This window comes from Prauserella aidingensis, from assembly GCF_024171865.1.
GTDB classification, from domain to species: domain Bacteria; phylum Actinomycetota; class Actinomycetes; order Mycobacteriales; family Pseudonocardiaceae; genus Prauserella; species Prauserella aidingensis.
Window position 1 is genome coordinate 1 of sequence record NZ_JAMTCN010000032.1, and the last position, 17,505, is coordinate 17,505.

Here is a 17,505-nt window from a genome sequence, read left to right on the forward strand (position 1 = left end):
TTCCGATCGCGGTGCGCAATACACCGCGTCGGATTTTGCCCGCTACTGCGAGAAGAACCGGGTCACCACCAGCCTGGGCAGCACCGGCGTGTGCTGGGACAACGCCGCCGCCGAGTCGTTCTTCGCGAGCCTGAAAAACGAGTGCTATCACCGCCGCCGGCACGAGACCCGGGCCCGGGCGCGATTCACCGTCGCCGAGTACATCGAGGTCTTCTACAACCGCAGACGGCTGCACAGCAGCCTCGGCTACCGAACCCCAGCCGAAGCCCTACAAGCCCACCACGCCCCCGCAACAGCAGCGGCCTAACCAGCAGAAACCAGAGGAACTGTCCAAAATCTTTGACACAGCTCAGTGGTCCCGCGAGAGGCGAACTCCGGAACCCGGCCGCCCCCGGAACCCGGCCGTCCCACGAAGCGAAACCCCGGGAACACGAAACGACCCCGGAGAACGGGGCGCGCTCCGTCAACGGAACGCGCCCCGAAAACCCCTCATCGCAAATCCCCACGCGAAAAGCCTCACCGAAACCCCGGAATACGGTCGACCCCCGCTTCACCCGCAGCCCCGCATCACCCGTCCTTCGACACCAGCCGGGCATAGGCGAGCGATCCGCCGATGGCCAGGTAGCACGCGGCCTTCAGTGCGCCGCCGATCAGGTCGCCCGTGGGGATCGGGTCGCGCAGTACGTCGACGATCGACCACCACACCTCGGTGATCAGGAACGGGTGCAGCCAGGACAGGGCGTCGAGGCTGCCGAGCACGGTGAACACGATGATGCCGCCGAGTACCGAGGCGAGCACGACCATCGGATGTTCGGTCAGTGCCGAGATGGCGAGTGCGATCGCCCCGACGGCCCACAGTTGCAGCGTCACCCAGGCCACGGCCAGTGCGATGCGGCCGAACGCGTCCGGCAGCGAGAGCGTCGTGCCCGACAGCGTGTACAGCGTGTCGGCCCCGTTGATGACGAGCGCGGTGAGGATTCCGGTCATCGCGATCACGGTGGCCGCCACGAGCGTGAACGTCGCCACGCCCAGTGCCTTGACCAGCAACAGCCTGCCACGGCTGACCGGTGCGAGCAGCCATCCTCGCAGTGTGCCGGTGGAGGTCTCGCCCGCGAGTGCGTCTGCACCGGACATCGCGGCGGCCAGCGGGAGGAGCATGCTCAACGTCATCGCCAGCGCGGCGATCGGCAGGATGAGCACGCTGCCGGCAGCCGTCGTCAACAGCCCGCCGCCGCCACCACCGGGGCCGCCACCGGGACCACCGCCCGGGCCGCCGCCCGAGGGTGCCGTCGGATCGGACACCGCCAGTGCGATACCCATGATCACCGGGATCAGGGCGAGCAGGCCGAGCACGGCGAGGGTGCGCGGTCTGCGGAAGATCCAGCGCAGTTCGGCCCGTACGAGTCGCGACACGGGGGCCGTGCGCCGAGCCGGTGTCGTCATGACGTCCATGTCGGCGCCTCCTCACTGTCCTGGGTCAGCCGGGCGAACAGGTCCTCGAGTCCGGTGCGGCTGCGCCGCGCCTCGTGCACCGGTACGCCCGCGCCGACGAGCGTGGCGATCACGTCGGGTGCGGTGGCCCTGGTCAGTTCGACGCGCACACCGTCCGGAGTCGGCCGGGCGGTCAGGTGCGCGGCGCGCAGGGCCTCGACCGCCGGTGTCGCGTCCGGTGTGGACACCTCGAGGCCGGGCGACTCGGATTCGAGCAGCTCGGCCAGGTCGCCCTGCGCGACGAGCGTGCCCTCGTTCAGCACCGCCACGTGCGTGCAGGTCGCCTCCACCTCGGCGAGCAGGTGCGACGAGACGAGCACGGTGACGCCGTCGTGGTGCAGGTCGGCGATGACCGACCGGATCTCTCGCGTCCCCGCGGGGTCGAGCCCGTTGGTGGGTTCGTCCAGCACGACGAGCCTGCGCGGCACGAGCAGTGCGCCCGCCAGTCCGAGTCGTTGCTTCATGCCCAGCGAGTAGCCGCGGTAGCGGCGGCCGCCCGCGCGGGTCAGGCCGACGCGTTCGAGCGCGTCGTCGACAGCCGCGGGGATCCGTTTCGCCGTCAGCCGTGGTTCCGCGGCCGCGAGGCGCAGCAGGTTCTCCCGTCCCGACAGGAACGGGTGGAACCCGGGCCCCTCCACCAGCGCCCCGACATCGGGCAGCGCGTCGGCCGCCCGGTCCGGCATCGCGTGGCCGAGCAGCTGCACCTCGCCCTCGGTCGGCTGCACCAGGCCGAGCAGCATGCGGATCGTCGTGGTCTTTCCCGAGCCGTTCGGACCGAGCATTCCCAGCACCGCGCCCTCGGGGACGTCGAGGTCCACGTGGTCGACCGCGACCGTGTGGCCGTAGGTCTTACGCAGTCCTCGGGTGCGGGCCGCGAGGGCGGGCCCCTCCTGGAGGGAGGGACCCGCCACTGCGGGCTCGGCCTGGGCGGTCACCGGTTCTCCAGCGTCTGCTGCAGGACCTGCTGAGGCACGGCGCCCGCCGCGATCCGGCCGTCGTCGGTGATCAGCGCGGTGCCGATGCGGGTCTCGATGACGTGCCCGGAGCCGAACTCGCCCTGCACGGGCTTGCCGAACCGTTCGAGCATGCCGTTGACGTCCACGCCGTCGCTCTCGGCGCGCTCGCGCAGTTCCTGCGGCACGCGTCCGACCGCGACGGTGTCCCAGCCGTCGCCCGTGACCTCGAGCTCCGGCGCGCCCTCGGCGTCACCACGGGGTCCGTCCGGCCGGTCGCCCTCGGGCTCGGTGACCTTCGTGCCCTCCGGCGGGGAGAACTCGAACAGCCGGTCCGGCTGCGGACCGAACTCGATCTCGGAGAAGCCCATCTCGAACGCCGGGTCGGTCGTGCCGTGCGTGAGCACGGACAGCCGCAGCGGCAACCGCTTCTCCGCGTCGACAGCGACGCGCACCTCGCGTACGAGCGTCCGCTCGTCCGGTTTCGGCGTCAGCACCAGTTCGTACGCGGCGCGGCCCGCCACGCGTGCCGTCCCGTCGACCGAGACGTTCGACGACTCCTTCAGCTTGTCGACCACCTGTGTGGCGGCCTTCGCGGGATCGGCGCCGTTCGCCTTCGGGGCGCGGTGCTTCGCGCCGGCCTCGGCCGGGAGCTCGGCACGCGTCGCCGTGCCCGCCGCGGAGTCGTAGGACCAGAACTCCCGCTCGCCGAGCACGTAGGTCATCTCGCTCGACTGCTGTTCCAGCGCGACACGGCCTCTGCCGTCACCGTCGTAGTAGACGCGAGCCGACTGCGCGTCGAGTGCCGGCATGCCCGGCATCGCCGGGAGCCCGAGCTGGTTGTCGACGGTCGCCGTGCCCGACATCGCGGGCGGCTCCGCCTTCAGCACCGAGCCGACGAGCTGTTGCGCCCCGACCTCGGGCAGTTCGGGAGCGCTTTCCGCTCCCGCGGGCATCGCCAGCAGTCCCATGCCGAGTGCACCCACAGCCGTGCCCGCCACCGCCACCGTCGCCGCTTTCCGTTTCGTGTTCACGAGTCCTCCTCGTCACCCGAGCTGCCGCCAGTTTCCCAGTCACCGGCGTTTCCTGACACCGATGAGTCTTCGGGGTCGCCGCTGAGACCGGGCTGAGAAGGCTCGCCGCGCTGAGAAGCCGCTGAGAGATCCCGCGCTCGGGCCGGGAAACCGGCATCCTGACAGATGTGGAACCGCGAGTACTGGTCGTCGACGACGAAGTGGGCGTGCGCAAGGCGCTGAGCCGAGGGCTGGGCGCCGAGGGGATGGACGTGACCGTGGCAGCCGACGGCCCGACGGCGCTGAACCTCGCCGGGACCGGGGCGTTCGACGTCGTGCTGCTCGACATCATGCTGCCCGGCCTGTCCGGGTACCGCGTGCTCGAACGCCTCCGTGCGGACGGCGTCACGACGCCGGTGTTGCTCATCTCGGCCAAGGACGGCGAGATCGACCAGGCGGACGGACTCGACCTCGGTGCCGACGGATACGTCGTCAAGCCGTTCTCGTTCGTCGTGCTGGTGGCGCAGGTGCGCGCCACGCTGCGGCGCGCCGCAGCCGAAGGCGCCCACGGACAGTTACGGATCGGACCGCTCGTGCTCGACCGCGGGAGCCGCGAGGTGTACTGGCGCGGCGAACCGGTGCCGCTCAGTCCCCGCGAGTACGCGTTGCTCGATGCGCTCGCAGGCAGGGCGGGCACGGTCGTGACCAAGGAGGAGTTGCTGCGGGCCGTGTGGGGCGATCAGCGGGCGGCCACGCGCAACGTCGTCGAGGTGTACGTGGGGTATCTGCGGCGCAAGCTGGACGCGGTGGGCGCAACCGCGTTCGTGCGCACGGTGCGCGGCCACGGGTACATCGCAGGCGACCCCGAAGCGGAACGCGTGACGGGCGCGTGACGGACACATCCCGTCGCGCGAGCGGCCCGCGTCGCTGGTGGCGCAGGAGAAGTGTGCGCCTGCGCATCACGACGGTGACCACCGCCGTCGCGGCCACCGTCCTGGTCGGTCTCGCGCTCGTGGCCGGGCGGCTCGTGGGTCCGTGGCTGCTCGACGGGGTCGACGCGGACCTGCGGGCAGCCGTGGCGACGGGCACGCGTGCCGTCGCATCCGGTGCCACCCCGTCCACGTCGGACGGCCTGCGGATCCGCGTCCTCGACACGGCGGGCGAACCCGTCGACGGCGGCGCACGTCCCGCGCTCGGCGACGACCACGTCGGCGACCTCAAGGCCGGCCTCGCCGTGACCGTCGACGGCCGCGGTGACGCGGTGCCCGTGCGCTGGGCGGGCACCGTGGCCACGGCACCGGACGGCGCGCAACGCCTCGTCGCGGCGCAGGCCCCGCTGGCCGGTGTCACGGCGACGATCGCCGACGGCGGCCGGTTGCTGCTCGGACTCGCCGTCGCGGCCGCGGCGTTGGTCGGCGTCGTGACGTGGCTCGTGACCGGTGCGGCGTTGCGTCCCGTGGGCCGGATGCGCCGGTCGGTGCGGGCACTGCCGAGCGGAGGGCGGCTGCCCGAACCGGGTTCGGCCGACGAGCTCGGGGCGCTGGCGGCCGAGTTCAACGGGCTGCTCGCCCGCTACGACGAGGTCGGGCAGCGGCTCCGGAGGTTCACCGGCGACGCGGCCCACGAACTGCGCTCGCCGGTGGCGTCGATTCGTGTGCAGGCCGAGGTCGGTGTCGCGGCCTCCGACGGTGACCTCGCGCAGGAGACGCTCGCCGACATCCTGGTCGAGACCGAGCGGCTGTCGACGCTCCTCGACGGGCTGCTGACCCTCGCCAGGGCCGACGCGGGGGAGGTGCCCGCCGCCGAACCCGTCGAGCTGGTGACGGAGGTGCGCGCGGCGGTCGAGCGGGTCGGCGCCGAGGAGCCCGACGTGCGGGTCAGCGCACTGGTGCCGTCGGCGTGGGCGCTGGCCGCTCCGTCGGAGGTCGAACTCGTGCTGGACAATCTGCTCCGCAACGCCTGCAGGCACGCGACGAGCGGCATCGTCGTGTCGGTGCTCGCCACCCGCGCGTGGGTGCGCGTGGTCGTCGACGACGACGGCTCCGGCATCGACCCGGAACACCGCGGGCACGTGTTCGACCGGTTCTACCGGGCCTCCGACGACCGCGCGCGCAGTTCCGGCGGCACAGGGCTCGGACTCGCGCTCGTCGCCGAGGCGGTCCGCAGACGCGGGGGACGCGTCGTCGTGGGCGAATCGCCGGACGGCGGCGCCCGGTTCGAAGTGAGCTGGCGCAGGCACGACCGCCGACCGTGAGGAGCGACATGGAACGGGTGATCGTCGGCGCGGCGATCGTCGACGACGGGAGGCTGCTCGCCGCCCAGCGCAGCTACCCCGACGACGTCGCAGGGCTGTGGGAACTGCCGGGCGGCCGTGTCGAACCGGGCGAGACCGAGCATGCCGCGCTCGTCCGCGAGTGCCGCGAGGAGCTCGGGGTCGACGTCACCGTCGGCGAACGGGTGGGCCCGGACGTGCCGTTGCCGGGCGGCCGGGTGCTGCGGATCCATGCGGCGGCGCTGCGCGGCGGAGCCGAGCCGCGGGCGGTGGAGCACAAGGCGCTGCGCTGGGTCACGGCGGACGAGGTGGCCTGCGTCGACTGGTTGCCCGCCGACCGTGTACTCGTTCCGGACCTGGAGGCTCTGCTCTCCCGACCGTGACGGCCCGAGTGCAGGACACGCGGTGTGGAGAGTCGGCGTTGCGCTGCGGGACGCCGTGCCGTCGAGGCACTGCGTCGGGGGTCTGAGCGGCCTACCGTGGAGGTATGTACGTAGTACTGGTCACCTACACGGCTCCGGTGTCGGACGTGGACTACGCCCTCCCGGACCATTCCGAGTGGCTCACCAAGCAGTACGAGCAGGAGCGGTTGATCGCTTCGGGGCGCAGGGATCTGCACCGCGGCGAAGTGATGATCACGCGGCCGATGTCGCGGCTGAAGCTCGACGCGATGCTGGCGTCCGACCCGCTGTCGGTCCAGCACCTCGCCTCGTACGAGGTCATCGAGTTCTCCGCGAGCCGCACCTGCCACGAGCTGTATCGGATCAACGAGCTGCTGGCCGGCTGACGCCGAGCACGGGAGCCGAGCGGGACGGACGCCGACCCGCCCGGGCGGAGCACCGCGGTCTCGCGCGGGTCGCCGGCCTCGACGGCGAGGCATTGCTCGACCCTCCGCGAGTTCTGAACTAATATGTAACCTATGGCTGGTGCTCTCCCTGAGATGAACTACTCCGACCTGTCCCGGCGCAGCCATGTCGTCGCGGATGCGGTCGAGGCCGCGCCGGGGCGCGCCGTGCGGATTCGTCGGCGAGACGCGGCCGACGGGGACCTGGTGCTCAAGACCGAAGAGCGCGAGAGGGAAGAGCACGAGGTCATGTCCGCCACGACGAGCCTCTTCGTGGCCATGATGCGGGACGACGAGCGTGCCCGGAGACTGCTTGTGGAGGTCGTGCCCACCGCGTTCCCGTGGGTGCGGTTCCTGCCCCGTGAGGATGTGCAGGCTTTCGTCGTCGAGCTGGTCGAGACGCTCGAGGCTGCCGACGGGATCGATCAGAACCCGGCCCCGGTGTTGCAGGTGATCAACGAATGGCGCAACACGGCCAACGTCTGGGCCGACCCTGAGCTGATCGAGCAGCTGAACGCACCGGCAGGTGACTTCGGACCGGTTCCCGAGACGCAGGCGTGAGCCCGAAACGAGGCGACCGGGTCGCGCCGCCCCACCCGGATCGTCACCGCCGCCGCCCGAAGGCTCGGAATGGGAGGTGCGGTTCGCTACCGGTCCGGCGGTCAAGGGCTGGGACGAGTTGCAGCGCCAGGCGCCGGCCAACACCACACGTGCGTGGCAGCAGATGCGGACCAACCCGGGCGGGGACCGGTCCCGGCGGCACATGCCGCTGAAAGGAACCCTCGGCACGGTCGAGATCGGCGGAAGACCTCTTCCCCGCTGGCAGTACGAGGTCACCGCGGGCGGTCGGGTCTGGTACGCGATCGATGTCGAACGGCGCACCGTGTGGGTCGTTTTCGCAGGAACTGGACATCCCAAGGCAACGGAGTGACACGCGCACTCCGTCGGTGATTCGGTGACGGCCGGCCGCCACCGACCTGGGCCCCGACGGGGGTCGTCAGGCGGCCTTCGAGACCTTCGACCGCATCGTCTTGGCGGTCTGCAACGCCATGACCGGGCACTTCTTGCACCGCGGCTTCGACTTGCAGCACTTCTTCTTCAGCTGACCCGCCTTGATCATGCCGCGGACGGCGGACTTCGGGTCGTCCTCCTGTGCGAGCGCCACCGCCAGCTTGGTGCTGGCCTTGATGTGCTTGCCGGACTTGTGCTTCTTGCCCACGGGCACGCTCCAGAGGCGACGTCGATTGCCCCTGTTAGGTTAGGCCAACCTCAGTTCCTGTGAAGTGTGGTACTGCGCACAACAATCCGGTGATGGCCCGGAGGGGGCAGCTGGTTGTACCTACCGCGCACGAAGCATGCTCCGATTCTGGGCCGGTGGATCGGCTGCCGCTGTGACGGTGTAACCCTGTCTGCGCAGCACCTCGGCGGCGATCTCCGGTGAGTCGCGTACAACCGCACGCGTTTGGGTTTCGCGCCACGTCTGGCGCCCGTTCTCGACTGCGTTCTCCCACCCGGGTCGTGCGTCGATGTTGAACTCGACGACCAGCCTTTCGAGGAAGTCTTCCAGACACGGGCGGTACCGGGGGCCGCCGACGGGAATATGGACCTGTGAAAGCAAGCCTTCGTGCCGCGGGTTGCAGCGAGCGAGCAGTACCGAGGTCGCGCCACGTTCGGCATGGACGGTCCAGTGCGCGACGGGCGTTGAATGGGCCACGTGCAAGTAGTCCAGCCGCAGCAACGGTGTGCCCTCTTGGACCGAGGACAGTTGAAACGTCGATTTTCGCACCGCGAGGACTGGCGATCCTGGTCCGGTTCGCAATAGAACTCGATCCGCAGGTTGGCCACGTGCCGTTCGTCGTGATGAATGGGCAGCGGCCCTTTCTCCGGCTTCGTGGCGGACCGGATCACTCACCGATCCTCAAGTGGAACGATCTTCAGTCGTCGCAGGCCATCGGCTACTGACGGTGGGGTGCCGTAGGACGTTGTCCAGCAGGCTTTGGAGGGTTTCGGCGAACTCGATCGCGTTGTCGTCGAGGTCGAAGGTCACGCCCACTCGCCCAGGAGGAAGGCGATCTCGTCCAGGCGGTCGAGGGCGTCACGCTCCTCGACCGTCGCCGCTTCGCGGATGACGCGCCTGCGTAGTTCGTCGTGAGTCAGCCCCAGCTGGGCCAGCAGAGTGGCTCGATCCGCGACGAGCTCGTCGCGGGTAACGTTGATCACGTCGACCGTCATGGCATGCCCTCCTCTCGTCGTCGTTCAAGTACCAGTATCCGGCTCGGACCGACGTTCTGGGCGTCACACGGAGCGGTCGTAGCACGCTTCACACGAATGCCGTAACCCGGAGTTCGGACGCGGTCGCCGCGATCGCGGGGCGTCCGGCCTGGCGGGGCGGCGTGTGCGACGACGGTCACGAGGTGTGGCGCCGGGCACATCGGCGCCGCCGGTACGCTGGGAAAAGACCTGGTGTCGCTGCGACGGCGCAGGTCACCCCTCAACCCTCTTTTCGTATCAGGAGTTCTCGCGTGCCTGCACTCACCTCCGAGAAGGTCAGGACAGACCTCCGGAACATCGCGATCGTGGCTCACGTCGACCACGGCAAGACGACGCTGGTGGACGCCATGCTGCGGCAGTCGGGCGCGTTCAACGAGCGCGACGAGCTGGTGGACCGCGTCATGGACTCCGGGGACCTGGAGCGGGAGAAGGGCATCACGATCCTGGCCAAGAACACGGCCATCCGCCGCAACACCCCGGACGGTCCGGTGACGATCAACGTCATCGACACCCCGGGCCACGCCGACTTCGGCGGTGAGGTCGAGCGCGGCATGTCGATGGTCGACGGCGTCGTGCTGCTCGTGGACTCGAGCGAGGGCCCGCTTCCGCAGACGCGGTTCGTGCTGCGCAAGGCCCTCGAAGCGGGCCTGCCGGTCGTGCTCGTGGTGAACAAGGTCGACCGGGCCGACGCGCGGATCGCCGAGGTCGTGGAGGAGACCCACGACCTGCTGCTCGAACTCGCAGGCGACGTCGACGGCATGACCGACGAGGCGATGGACGCCGTGCTGAACATGCCGGTGATCTACGCGGCCGCCCGCGACGGGCGCGCGAGCCTCGAACGTCCCGTCGACGGGCAGGCGCCCGCCAGCGAGAACCTCGACCCGCTGTTCGGCACCCTGCTCGAGCACATGCCGCCGCCCGCGGCCGACCCGGACGCGCCGCTCAGCGCGCTGGTGACCAACCTCGACGCGTCCAGCTTCCTCGGCAGGATCGCGCTGGTGCGCGTCTACGCGGGCAAGATCCGCAAGGGGCAGACCGTTGCGTGGATCCGCGAAGGGGGAGAGATCCAGCAGGTCCGGATCTCGGAGCTGCTGGTGACGCAGGCCCTGGAACGCGTACCCGCGCAGGAGGCGACCGCGGGCGACATCGTCGCGATCGCGGGCATCCCCGACATCACCATCGGCGACACGCTCGCCGACCCGGAACACGCCGAGGCGCTGCCGCGGATCAGCGTCGACGAGCCCGCGATCTCGATGACCATCGGCGTCAACACCTCCCCGCTGGCGGGCCGCGGCGGTGGCGACAAGGTGACCGCACGCCTCGTGAAGTCGCGGCTCGACCAGGAGCTCATCGGTAACGTCAGCGTGCGCGTGCTGCCCACCGAGCGCCCCGACACCTGGGAGGTGCAGGGCCGCGGCGAGTTGGCGCTGGCCGTGCTCGTCGAGCAGATGCGCCGCGAGGGCTTCGAGCTCACCGTCGGCAAGCCGCAGGTGGTCACCAAGACCGTCGACGGCAAGCTGCACGAGCCGTTCGAGCGCCTCTACATCGACGCGCCCGAGGAGTACATGGGTGCGATCACCCAGCTGCTCGCGGCGCGCAAGGGCCGCATGGAGGAGATGGAGGGCTCCGGCACGGGTCGCATCAAGCTGGAGTACGTGCTGCCCTCGCGGGGTCTCATCGGCTTCCGCACGGACTTCCTCACCGAGACCCGTGGTGCCGGCATCGCCAACCACGTCTTCGAGGGCTACTTCCCGTGGGCGGGCGAGATCCGCACGCGGAACTCCGGTTCGCTGGTCGCCGACCGCTCGGGCCCGGTGACGACGTACGCGATGCTGCAGCTCGCCGACCGCGGCGAGTTCTTCGTCGAGCCCGGTGCCGAGGTGTACGAGGGCATGGTCGTGGGCGAGAACCCGCGTGCCGAGGACCTCGACATCAACATCACCAAGGAGAAGAAGCTCACCAACATGCGCTCGGCCAGCGGCGACGAGCTGGAGCGGCTCGCCCGGCCGCGCAAGCTCGGTCTCGAGGAGGCGCTGGAGTTCTGCTCGAGCGATGAATGCGTCGAGGTCGCGCCGAAGGTCGTGCGAGTCCGCAAGATGACCCTCGACGGCCCGGAGCGGGCCAAGGAGCGTTCGCGCGCGAAGGCCCGCGACCGCTCCTGAGGTAGCCGGCTGCCGCGGGTGTGCGTGTCCGGACGGGAGGGGAAGTCCGGGCACGCACCGGGGTGCGGATCCGCAGGCGGCCGCGGAGCCGTCGGCCACGGCGGGACCGCGATCGGGGGAACCACTCGACCCGGTCGTGCGTCGGCAATGGTGGCCTTGCCGCGAGTTGACATCCGGTCTGGCAGGCTCGAGCCGGTCCGGTGGTGGGTTTCGCGCCGGATGTTGCGACACGCGAGGGGAGTAGCGGCAGGTGCGCGCGATCGTTGGGGGGCGAGCAGGCCGGAAGGCGGCCGTGCTCGTGTTCGCGCTGGTGTCCGTGCTGGTGACGGCGTGTACGAACATGCCGCCCCCACCGGTGGTCAGCTCACCCGTCGCGGAGACGTCGAAGGCGGCGCCCGGTGACAGCTCGGACATCGCTGTGGCCGTGGACTCCATCGGCGGCGGTTACAACCCGCACATCCTGGCGGACCAGTCCACGACGACCCACGCGCTGGCGACGATGCTGCTGCCGTCGGTCTTCCGGAAGGGTGACGACGGCAGGCGGGTGCTGGACGAGCGGCTCATGCGCTCGGCCGAGGTCACCGCGCACGATCCGTTCACCGTCTCGTACCGGATCCGCCCCGACGCGTCCTGGTCGGACGGTGCCCCCATCGCCGTCGAGGACTTCGTCTACCTGCACGACGCGATGACGTCCCAACCCGGCGTCGTGGGCGCCGCGGGATACCGGCTGATCTCCGAGATCCGCCCCGCCGACGGCGGTAAACGTGTCGACGTCGAGTTCTCCGAGCCGTACCCGGGCTGGCGGACGTTGTTCGACCACCTGCTGCCGCAGCACCTGATGAAGGACGTTCCCGGCGGCTGGCAGAACGCCCTCAGCGACAGTTTCCCCGCCTACGGCGGTCCGTTCGCGATCACGACGGTCGACTCGGCACGCGGTGAGATCGTCCTCGAACGCAACGAGCGGTACTGGGAGGAGCCCGCCGCCGTCGACCGCGTCGTGCTCCGCCGCACCGATCCGTCGGCCCTCGCGGGGGCGCTGGGCAGTGGTACGGACCAGTTGGCCGTCGTCGGCACCGACGAGACGGGCAGGCAGCGTCTCGACGGGCTCGGCGACGACGTGTCCGTGTCGCAGGTGCCGCGGCCCTACGTGGTCTCGACGCTGCTGCGACCGGTGGCCACGCTCGCCGACGACCAGGTGCGGGAAGCCGTCGAGGCCCTCATCGACCGGGACGCGCTCATCGAGGCAGGCGCCGAGGGCGGGCCGTCGGGCCACGACAGAGCGGGGGCACACGTCCGGGCCCCTTCGGACACCGACTACCGCGCGACGTTGCCCGCGAACGCGTCGCCGCTGCATCCGCAACCGCGCAAGGCGCGCAGGCTGCTGGAGGAGGCGGGCTACGAGCGCGTCGCGGGCACCTGGACCCGCGATGGGCAGCCGTTGTCACTCGCGTTGGCCGCGCCGGGCCAGCGACAACCGTTCAAGGCGGTCGCCGACGAGTTGACGCGCCAGCTGGTCGAAGCGGGCATCGAGGTCAGGGACACGACCCCGGAATCGTCGCGGGAGCTGTTCAACCGCCTGCTGGCACCGGGGGAGAACTCCGACGGTGCGGTGCAGGTCGACATCGCCGTCGTCGGCCGACCCGTCAGCGGTGATCCGGCGTCGACGCTCGCCTCGTCCTACGGTTGCGCCCCGCTCGTCACCGGCGGTGCCGACGGCCGAGAAGACGAGGACGGTTCCGGGGAAGGAAGTACCGACGAAAGTACGGAATCGGCCGACGGTCGCTCCGAAGAACGCACCCCCGGCGGGACCGGTGACGGTTCTGCGGACGGCGCGGCGGAATCCGGCGAATCCGGCGACGGAACCGGCCAGGAATCCGAATCCGGCTCCGCGACGGACGAAACCGAAAGCGCGCAGAGCGGCGATGAGGAAGGCGGCCCCGTGCGGCCCGCGAATCCCGCCGGATACTGCGACCCCGAGCTGCAGCCTGCCGTCGTCGATGCGCTGACCGGCTCGAAGCCGCTCGACGAGGTGCTGCGGACGGTCGAACCGGCCCTGTGGGAGGCCGGCGTGACGATCCCGCTGTTCCAGCCCGCTGACACGGTGGCCGTCACCTCCGACGTCGAGGGTGTGCGAACCGCACCGATGCCCGCAGGACCCTTCGCGTCGGCGGTCGAGTGGAGCCGCGGCGAGAAGTGAGCCGGGCGGCCCGGACGCCCGCCGGACCTTTCCGGGGTTTCGATACCCGTGCTTGCGCCTCAGGGTTTACATTGCTCCTCACATGCCACTCGGTGGGCGGCAAATGTTTACCGAACGTAAGAAGTGGATGTCCGGACGCTAGGCGGAAGTCACCCTTTGGTCACGATCCCTAGGGAGATGGTGACTCGCAGTGCCTCATCTTCCTAGCGTTCCTCCGCATATGCGCCAAACGAGTGGCTTGGCGTGTCATATGCTCCGGCCAGACCGGCCGGAGGGTGTGGACTCTGCGGTGCGGACAACCGCAGAGTCTTCAGTGCTAGGAGGGCACACGAATGAGGAGATCCAAAGCAATCTCCGCCATGGCTGTGACGGCGGTGTCGGCTCTCGTGCTGACCGCCTGCGGCGGCGGAGAAGAGAACTCGGGCGGCGGCTCGACGGGCGACGTCTCGGGCATGGCCGAGGGCAAGGCACAGGAAGGCGACGTCTTCACGCTCGCCGACGTGCCTGAGATGGACCCGGTGACGGTCGCGATCGACGACCAGTTCACCGCGTACAACAATGACACCGCGGACGCGAACAGCTCGTACAACAACTACGTGCTGACCTCGGTGCTCGCTGCGCCGACCCTGCTCGACGGCAACAACAAGGTCCTGACCAACGGCGACGTCATGGAGTCGATCGAGGTCACCTCCGAGGACCCCTTCACCGTCGAATGGAAGATCAAGGACGGCGCCAAGTGGTCCGACGGTGAGGCGTGGGACTGCTCCGACTTCTACCTCGCCTGGCTGGCTCACTCCGGTAAGGCCGACGGGTTCAACGTCGCCTTCAGCACCGGCTACGAGCTGATCGACCAGCCCGAGTGCACGGACGCGCAGACGTTCACCGCCGAGTTCTCGCAGCCCTACATCGACTACAAGGGCCTATTTTCCTCCGGCGCCATCCTGCCTGCGCACATCCTCGAGCAGGAGGCCGGCGTCGACGACATCATGTCGGTCACCCCGGATTCGTCGAACGTCTCCGACGTCGCCGAGTTCTGGGCAGGCGGCTGGAAGGGCTTCGACGAAGACCTGATGCCGGGCTCCGGTCCGTACAAGATCAAGAGCTTCGACCGTAACTCCGGCCGGGTCGTGCTCGACAAGAACCCGGAGTGGATCGGCGCCAAGGGCGGTCCCTCGGAGGTCACCGTCCGCGCGATCCCGGACACGCAGGCCATGGCCACCGCGCTGGAGAACGGCGAGATCAACGTCGCCGCATCGACGCAGCCGGACGCCACCGCCGCCAACACGTTGCAGAACCTGGAGTCCCAGGGCGTCACCTACGGTTCCGCACCGCAGCTGACCTACGAGCACCTGGACCTGAACTTCGACCGCATCTTCTCCGACGAGGCCGCGCGCAAGGCGTTCTTCGCGATCGTGCCGCGGCAGGAGATCATCGACAAGCTGCTGAAGGGTGTCCAGCCGGACGCCGAGGTGCTGCAGAGCATCGTGTTCTTCCAGGGTGAGGACGGCTACCAGGACGTCTACAGCGACAAGGCCGGCCAGGGCGCCGAAGCGGCCGAGCAGATCCTGCAGGACGGCGGCTGGGAGAAGGGCGACGACGGCATCTACGCCAAGAACGGTGAGCGCTTCTCGATCGAGATCTCGCACAACGAGAACGAGCGCCGGCAGCAGACCGTCGAGATCATCCAGTCGGCGGCGGCGAATGCCGGTATCGAGGTCACCGACGACCAGGACGCCAACTTCCTTGCCGGCCGGGTCGACAAGGGTGACTACGACGTCGCGCTGTTCGGCTGGTCCTCGGAGCCGTTCAAGACCACGCAGAAGAACCTCTACTCGTCCGACGGCGGGCAGAACTGGCAGGGTTTGGAGAGCGAGGAGGTCGACCAGGCCTACGAGCAGGCCGTTGCGTCGACCAAGGAGGACGAGGCCCGGCAGCACTACCAGGAGGCCGACAAGGCGCTGGCGAACGCGTATGCGACGCTCCCGCTGTTCGCCACGCCGTCGATGTGGGGCTTCCGCGGTATCGACCGGGTGTACATGCAGTCCTACAACGGTGCGTTGTGGAATGTCGGTGAATGGGAGGCCGCCGAGTAATCTCGGCAGCTCGCCCGCCGCAGTGCCGTGAGCACTCGACCGCGCTGACGTGGACGTCGGGGGTCGGACCGATCGTCCGGCCCCCGACGTCCGACGTAAGTACCTGTTTACTCTGCAGTGGTAACCACTATCGTGGCGCGAGCAGTAGCGCATGATTCCGGGCGGGGCTCGGACTAGGAGCAAGTCGTTGAACCTGGTTGTCTACATCCTTCGCCGATTGGCGATTTCGATTCCGATCCTCTTTGTCGGAAGTTTCCTGGTTTTCTGCATGGTGGCGGCCGCGGGTGATCCTCTCGGCGAACTGAGAACGCAACCAGGGGTGAGTCAGGAGTCGATCAATCAGCTGTCGCAGCAGCTGGGGCTCGACAAGGGCATCGTGCCGAGATACTTCGACTGGCTCGGTGGCTTCCTCACCGGCGACTGGGGTATCTCCATCGCCCAGGGCTCGAACATGCAGCCCGTCTTTCCGAAGATCATGAGCGCCTTCGAGGTCACGATCCAGCTGATCCTGGCCGCCGAGATCATCGCGCTGCTGCTGGGTGTGGCCGTCGGTGTGCTCGCGGCGGTGAAGCAGTACTCGCCGATCGACTACATCGCGACCACCATGGCGTTCATCTTCTTCTCGATGCCGATTTTCTGCGTGGCGATCGTGCTGAAGATGTACGGCATCGACCTGAACCTGATGATCAACGATCTGGGCTGGGATTCCTGGCTCGGCAACCCGTTCCTGAAGACCACGAGCCCCGAGTCGCTGAGCGGGGACGGTTTCTTCGACTCGATCATCGGCTACATCGGCGGGTTGTTGTTGCCGACCCTGTCGATCATGTTCATCAGCTTCGCCGCCTACAGCCGGTTCCAGCGCTCGTCGATGCTGGAGACGATGAACATGGACTACGTCCGAACGGCGCAGGCCAAGGGCATTTCGCAGGGTCGCGTGATCATGCGGCACGCGTTCCGCAACGCGCTGATCCCGGTGACGACGCTGTTCTCGGTGAACTTCGTGACGGTCGTGACCGGCGCGATCATCACCGAGCGGGTGTTCGCGTGGAACGGCATGGGTTCGGTGCTCGTCGAGGCCGTGAACAAGAACGACCCGAACACGCTGATGGGCTGGATCGTGGTCATCGCCGTCGCGGTGGTCGTCGCCAACCTCATCGCAGACCTGGTTTACGGCATTCTGGACCCGAGGATTCGCGTTGGCTGACTTGAACTCGATGGAGGCCGGTGCCGAATCCGGCCGCGACAAGAACACCGGCGGAAGCGGAGCCGAGGCGCTTCCCGAGGCCCGTAGTCAGGGCACGATGGTGCTGCGGAAGTTCCTGCGGCACAAGCTGGCCATGGGCAGCGTGGTCGTACTCGCGCTGATCATTCTGGCCTCGATTATCCTGCCGCTGTTCTACCCGCACAGCTACGCCGACGCCTCGTTCTCCTCCTATGTGGAGCCGAGTGGAGAGCATCCGCTGGGTACCACGCAGGTCGGCAAGGACATGATGGCCCAGGTGCTCAGGGGGACACAGTTCTCCTTGCTCATCGCGATCACGGTGGCGTTTCTGACGACGATCGTCGGCGTCGTCCTCGGCGCGCTCGCCGGCTATCTCCGCGGGTTCGCGGACTCGGCGATCTCGCGGCTGACGGACCTGTTCCTGATCGTGCCGTCGATCGCGGCGGCGGCGATCATGGTCCGGGTGTTCGACGGCAGCTGGTACGTCGTCGCGCTCGTGCTGGCGATGTTCGCGTGGATGCCGATCGCCAGGATCACCCGTGCCGAGGCGATGTCGTTGTCGCAGCGGGAGTTCATCGAGGCGGCGCGTGCGTCCGGTGCCGGAACCGGGCGCGTGGTGTTCAAGCACCTCGTGCCGAACATGGTCGGCACGATCACCGTGAACGCCACGCTCGCCGTGGCGCAGGCCGTGCTCGCCGAGGCCGCCCTGTCGTTCATCGGCCTGGGCGTGCAGCTCCCGGACACCTCGCTCGGCCTGGTGATCTCGGACAACTACGAGCAGATGCAGGGCAGGCCGTGGCTGTTCTTCGGCGCCTTCACGGTCCTGGTGCTGATCTCGCTGACGATCAACTTCATCGGCGACGGGCTGCGGGACGCCTTCGACCCGCGGCAGCGCGGCGTCAAGGCCTGACCCACGGCGCGGCGTCACGGCTGACCCACAGCCCGGCACACGAAAGGGCGGTTGCCGTTTCCTCGGGGAAACGACAA

At 69.0% G+C, this 17,505-nt stretch carries 18 protein-coding genes; 12 read left to right on the forward strand and 6 right to left on the reverse strand.

All coding sequences use genetic code 11. The features are described from left to right. Positions 1 to 307 (forward strand): integrase core domain-containing protein (locus tag LY13_RS22575; protein WP_253830564.1); only part of this gene is annotated, 307 nt, incomplete at its 5' end. Positions 308 to 567: 260 nt separating this feature from the next. Here the strand turns inward: LY13_RS22575 and LY13_RS22580 are convergent. Genes LY13_RS22580 through LY13_RS22590 form a run of 3 tightly spaced genes read right to left on the reverse strand, consistent with a single transcriptional unit; the run spans position 568 to position 3,478 of the window. Then, the gene (locus LY13_RS22580; protein ID WP_253830565.1) at positions 568 to 1,452 is read right to left on the reverse strand and encodes an ABC transporter permease; all 885 of its coding nucleotides are present in this window, start codon (positions 1,450 to 1,452) and stop codon (positions 568 to 570) included. Continuing rightward, positions 1,440 to 2,426 carry an ABC transporter ATP-binding protein gene (locus LY13_RS22585; RefSeq protein ID WP_253830566.1) on the reverse strand — a complete coding sequence of 329 codons (987 nt, stop codon included), beginning with the start codon at positions 2,424 to 2,426 and terminating at the stop codon, positions 1,440 to 1,442. Before LY13_RS22585 ends, LY13_RS22580 begins: the two co-directional genes overlap by 13 nt. Then, positions 2,423 to 3,478, reverse strand: a complete 1,056-nt coding sequence (locus LY13_RS22590; protein ID WP_253830567.1) for a sigma-E factor regulatory protein RseB domain-containing protein — start codon at positions 3,476 to 3,478, stop codon at positions 2,423 to 2,425. Before LY13_RS22590 ends, LY13_RS22585 begins: the two co-directional genes overlap by 4 nt. Before the next feature lie 167 nt (positions 3,479 to 3,645). On the opposite strand from LY13_RS22590, the gene LY13_RS22595 reads away from it, so the two are divergent. The 6 genes from LY13_RS22595 (at position 3,646) to LY13_RS22620 (ending at position 7,504) form a co-directional block, all read left to right on the forward strand. Then, the gene (locus tag LY13_RS22595; RefSeq protein WP_372493879.1) at positions 3,646 to 4,350 is read left to right on the forward strand and encodes a response regulator transcription factor; all 705 of its coding nucleotides are present in this window, start codon (positions 3,646 to 3,648) and stop codon (positions 4,348 to 4,350) included. A gap of 53 nt (positions 4,351 to 4,403) precedes the next feature. Continuing rightward, complete coding sequence (locus LY13_RS22600) at positions 4,404 to 5,711, forward strand: HAMP domain-containing sensor histidine kinase (protein WP_253830568.1); 1,308 nt, start codon at positions 4,404 to 4,406, stop codon at positions 5,709 to 5,711. Positions 5,712 to 5,719: 8 nt separating this feature from the next. Continuing rightward, positions 5,720 to 6,112, forward strand: a complete 393-nt coding sequence (locus LY13_RS22605) for a (deoxy)nucleoside triphosphate pyrophosphohydrolase (protein ID WP_253830569.1) — start codon at positions 5,720 to 5,722, stop codon at positions 6,110 to 6,112. Between the two features lie 104 nt (positions 6,113 to 6,216). Continuing rightward, positions 6,217 to 6,516: a YciI family protein gene (locus LY13_RS22610; protein WP_253830570.1), complete on the forward strand. Its 300-nt coding sequence runs from the start codon at positions 6,217 to 6,219 to the stop codon at positions 6,514 to 6,516. Between the two features lie 132 nt (positions 6,517 to 6,648). Beyond that, on the forward strand, positions 6,649 to 7,134 hold the full coding sequence (locus LY13_RS22615; RefSeq protein WP_253830571.1) for a hypothetical protein: 486 nt from the start codon (positions 6,649 to 6,651) through the stop codon (positions 7,132 to 7,134). A 76-nt stretch (positions 7,135 to 7,210) separates the two neighbouring features. Beyond that, on the forward strand, positions 7,211 to 7,504 hold the full coding sequence (locus tag LY13_RS22620) for a hypothetical protein (protein ID WP_253830572.1): 294 nt from the start codon (positions 7,211 to 7,213) through the stop codon (positions 7,502 to 7,504). 66 nt (positions 7,505 to 7,570) lie between these two features. On the opposite strand, the gene LY13_RS22625 is transcribed toward LY13_RS22620, so the two are convergent. From LY13_RS22625 to LY13_RS22635, 3 genes are all read right to left on the reverse strand, one after another. Beyond that, entirely contained in the window at positions 7,571 to 7,792 is a 222-nt protein-coding gene (locus LY13_RS22625; RefSeq protein ID WP_253830573.1) for a hypothetical protein, read from the reverse strand. Between the two features lie 120 nt (positions 7,793 to 7,912). Then, entirely contained in the window at positions 7,913 to 8,311 is a 399-nt protein-coding gene (locus LY13_RS22630) for a hypothetical protein (protein ID WP_253830574.1), read from the reverse strand. A gap of 305 nt (positions 8,312 to 8,616) precedes the next feature. Then, positions 8,617 to 8,805 carry a hypothetical protein gene (locus LY13_RS22635; RefSeq protein ID WP_253830575.1) on the reverse strand — a complete coding sequence of 63 codons (189 nt, stop codon included), beginning with the start codon at positions 8,803 to 8,805 and terminating at the stop codon, positions 8,617 to 8,619. A 290-nt stretch (positions 8,806 to 9,095) separates the two neighbouring features. On the opposite strand from LY13_RS22635, the gene typA reads away from it, so the two are divergent. From typA to LY13_RS22660, 5 genes are all read left to right on the forward strand, one after another. Beyond that, positions 9,096 to 11,006 carry a translational GTPase TypA gene (gene typA, locus LY13_RS22640; protein ID WP_253830576.1) on the forward strand — a complete coding sequence of 637 codons (1,911 nt, stop codon included), beginning with the start codon at positions 9,096 to 9,098 and terminating at the stop codon, positions 11,004 to 11,006. A 250-nt stretch (positions 11,007 to 11,256) separates the two neighbouring features. After that, positions 11,257 to 13,203, forward strand: coding sequence for an ABC transporter family substrate-binding protein (locus LY13_RS22645; protein ID WP_253830577.1), 1,947 nt, complete (start codon positions 11,257 to 11,259; stop codon positions 13,201 to 13,203). A gap of 332 nt (positions 13,204 to 13,535) precedes the next feature. After that, a complete protein-coding gene (locus LY13_RS22650; protein ID WP_253830578.1) occupies positions 13,536 to 15,296 on the forward strand; it encodes an ABC transporter family substrate-binding protein in 1,761 nt (586 codons plus the stop codon). A 187-nt stretch (positions 15,297 to 15,483) separates the two neighbouring features. Continuing rightward, a complete protein-coding gene (locus LY13_RS22655) occupies positions 15,484 to 16,500 on the forward strand; it encodes an ABC transporter permease (protein WP_253830579.1) in 1,017 nt (338 codons plus the stop codon). Between the two features lies 1 nt (position 16,501). Then, positions 16,502 to 17,428, forward strand: coding sequence for an ABC transporter permease (locus LY13_RS22660; protein ID WP_253830602.1), 927 nt, complete (start codon positions 16,502 to 16,504; stop codon positions 17,426 to 17,428). The last annotated feature ends 77 nt before the right edge of the window (positions 17,429 to 17,505 follow it).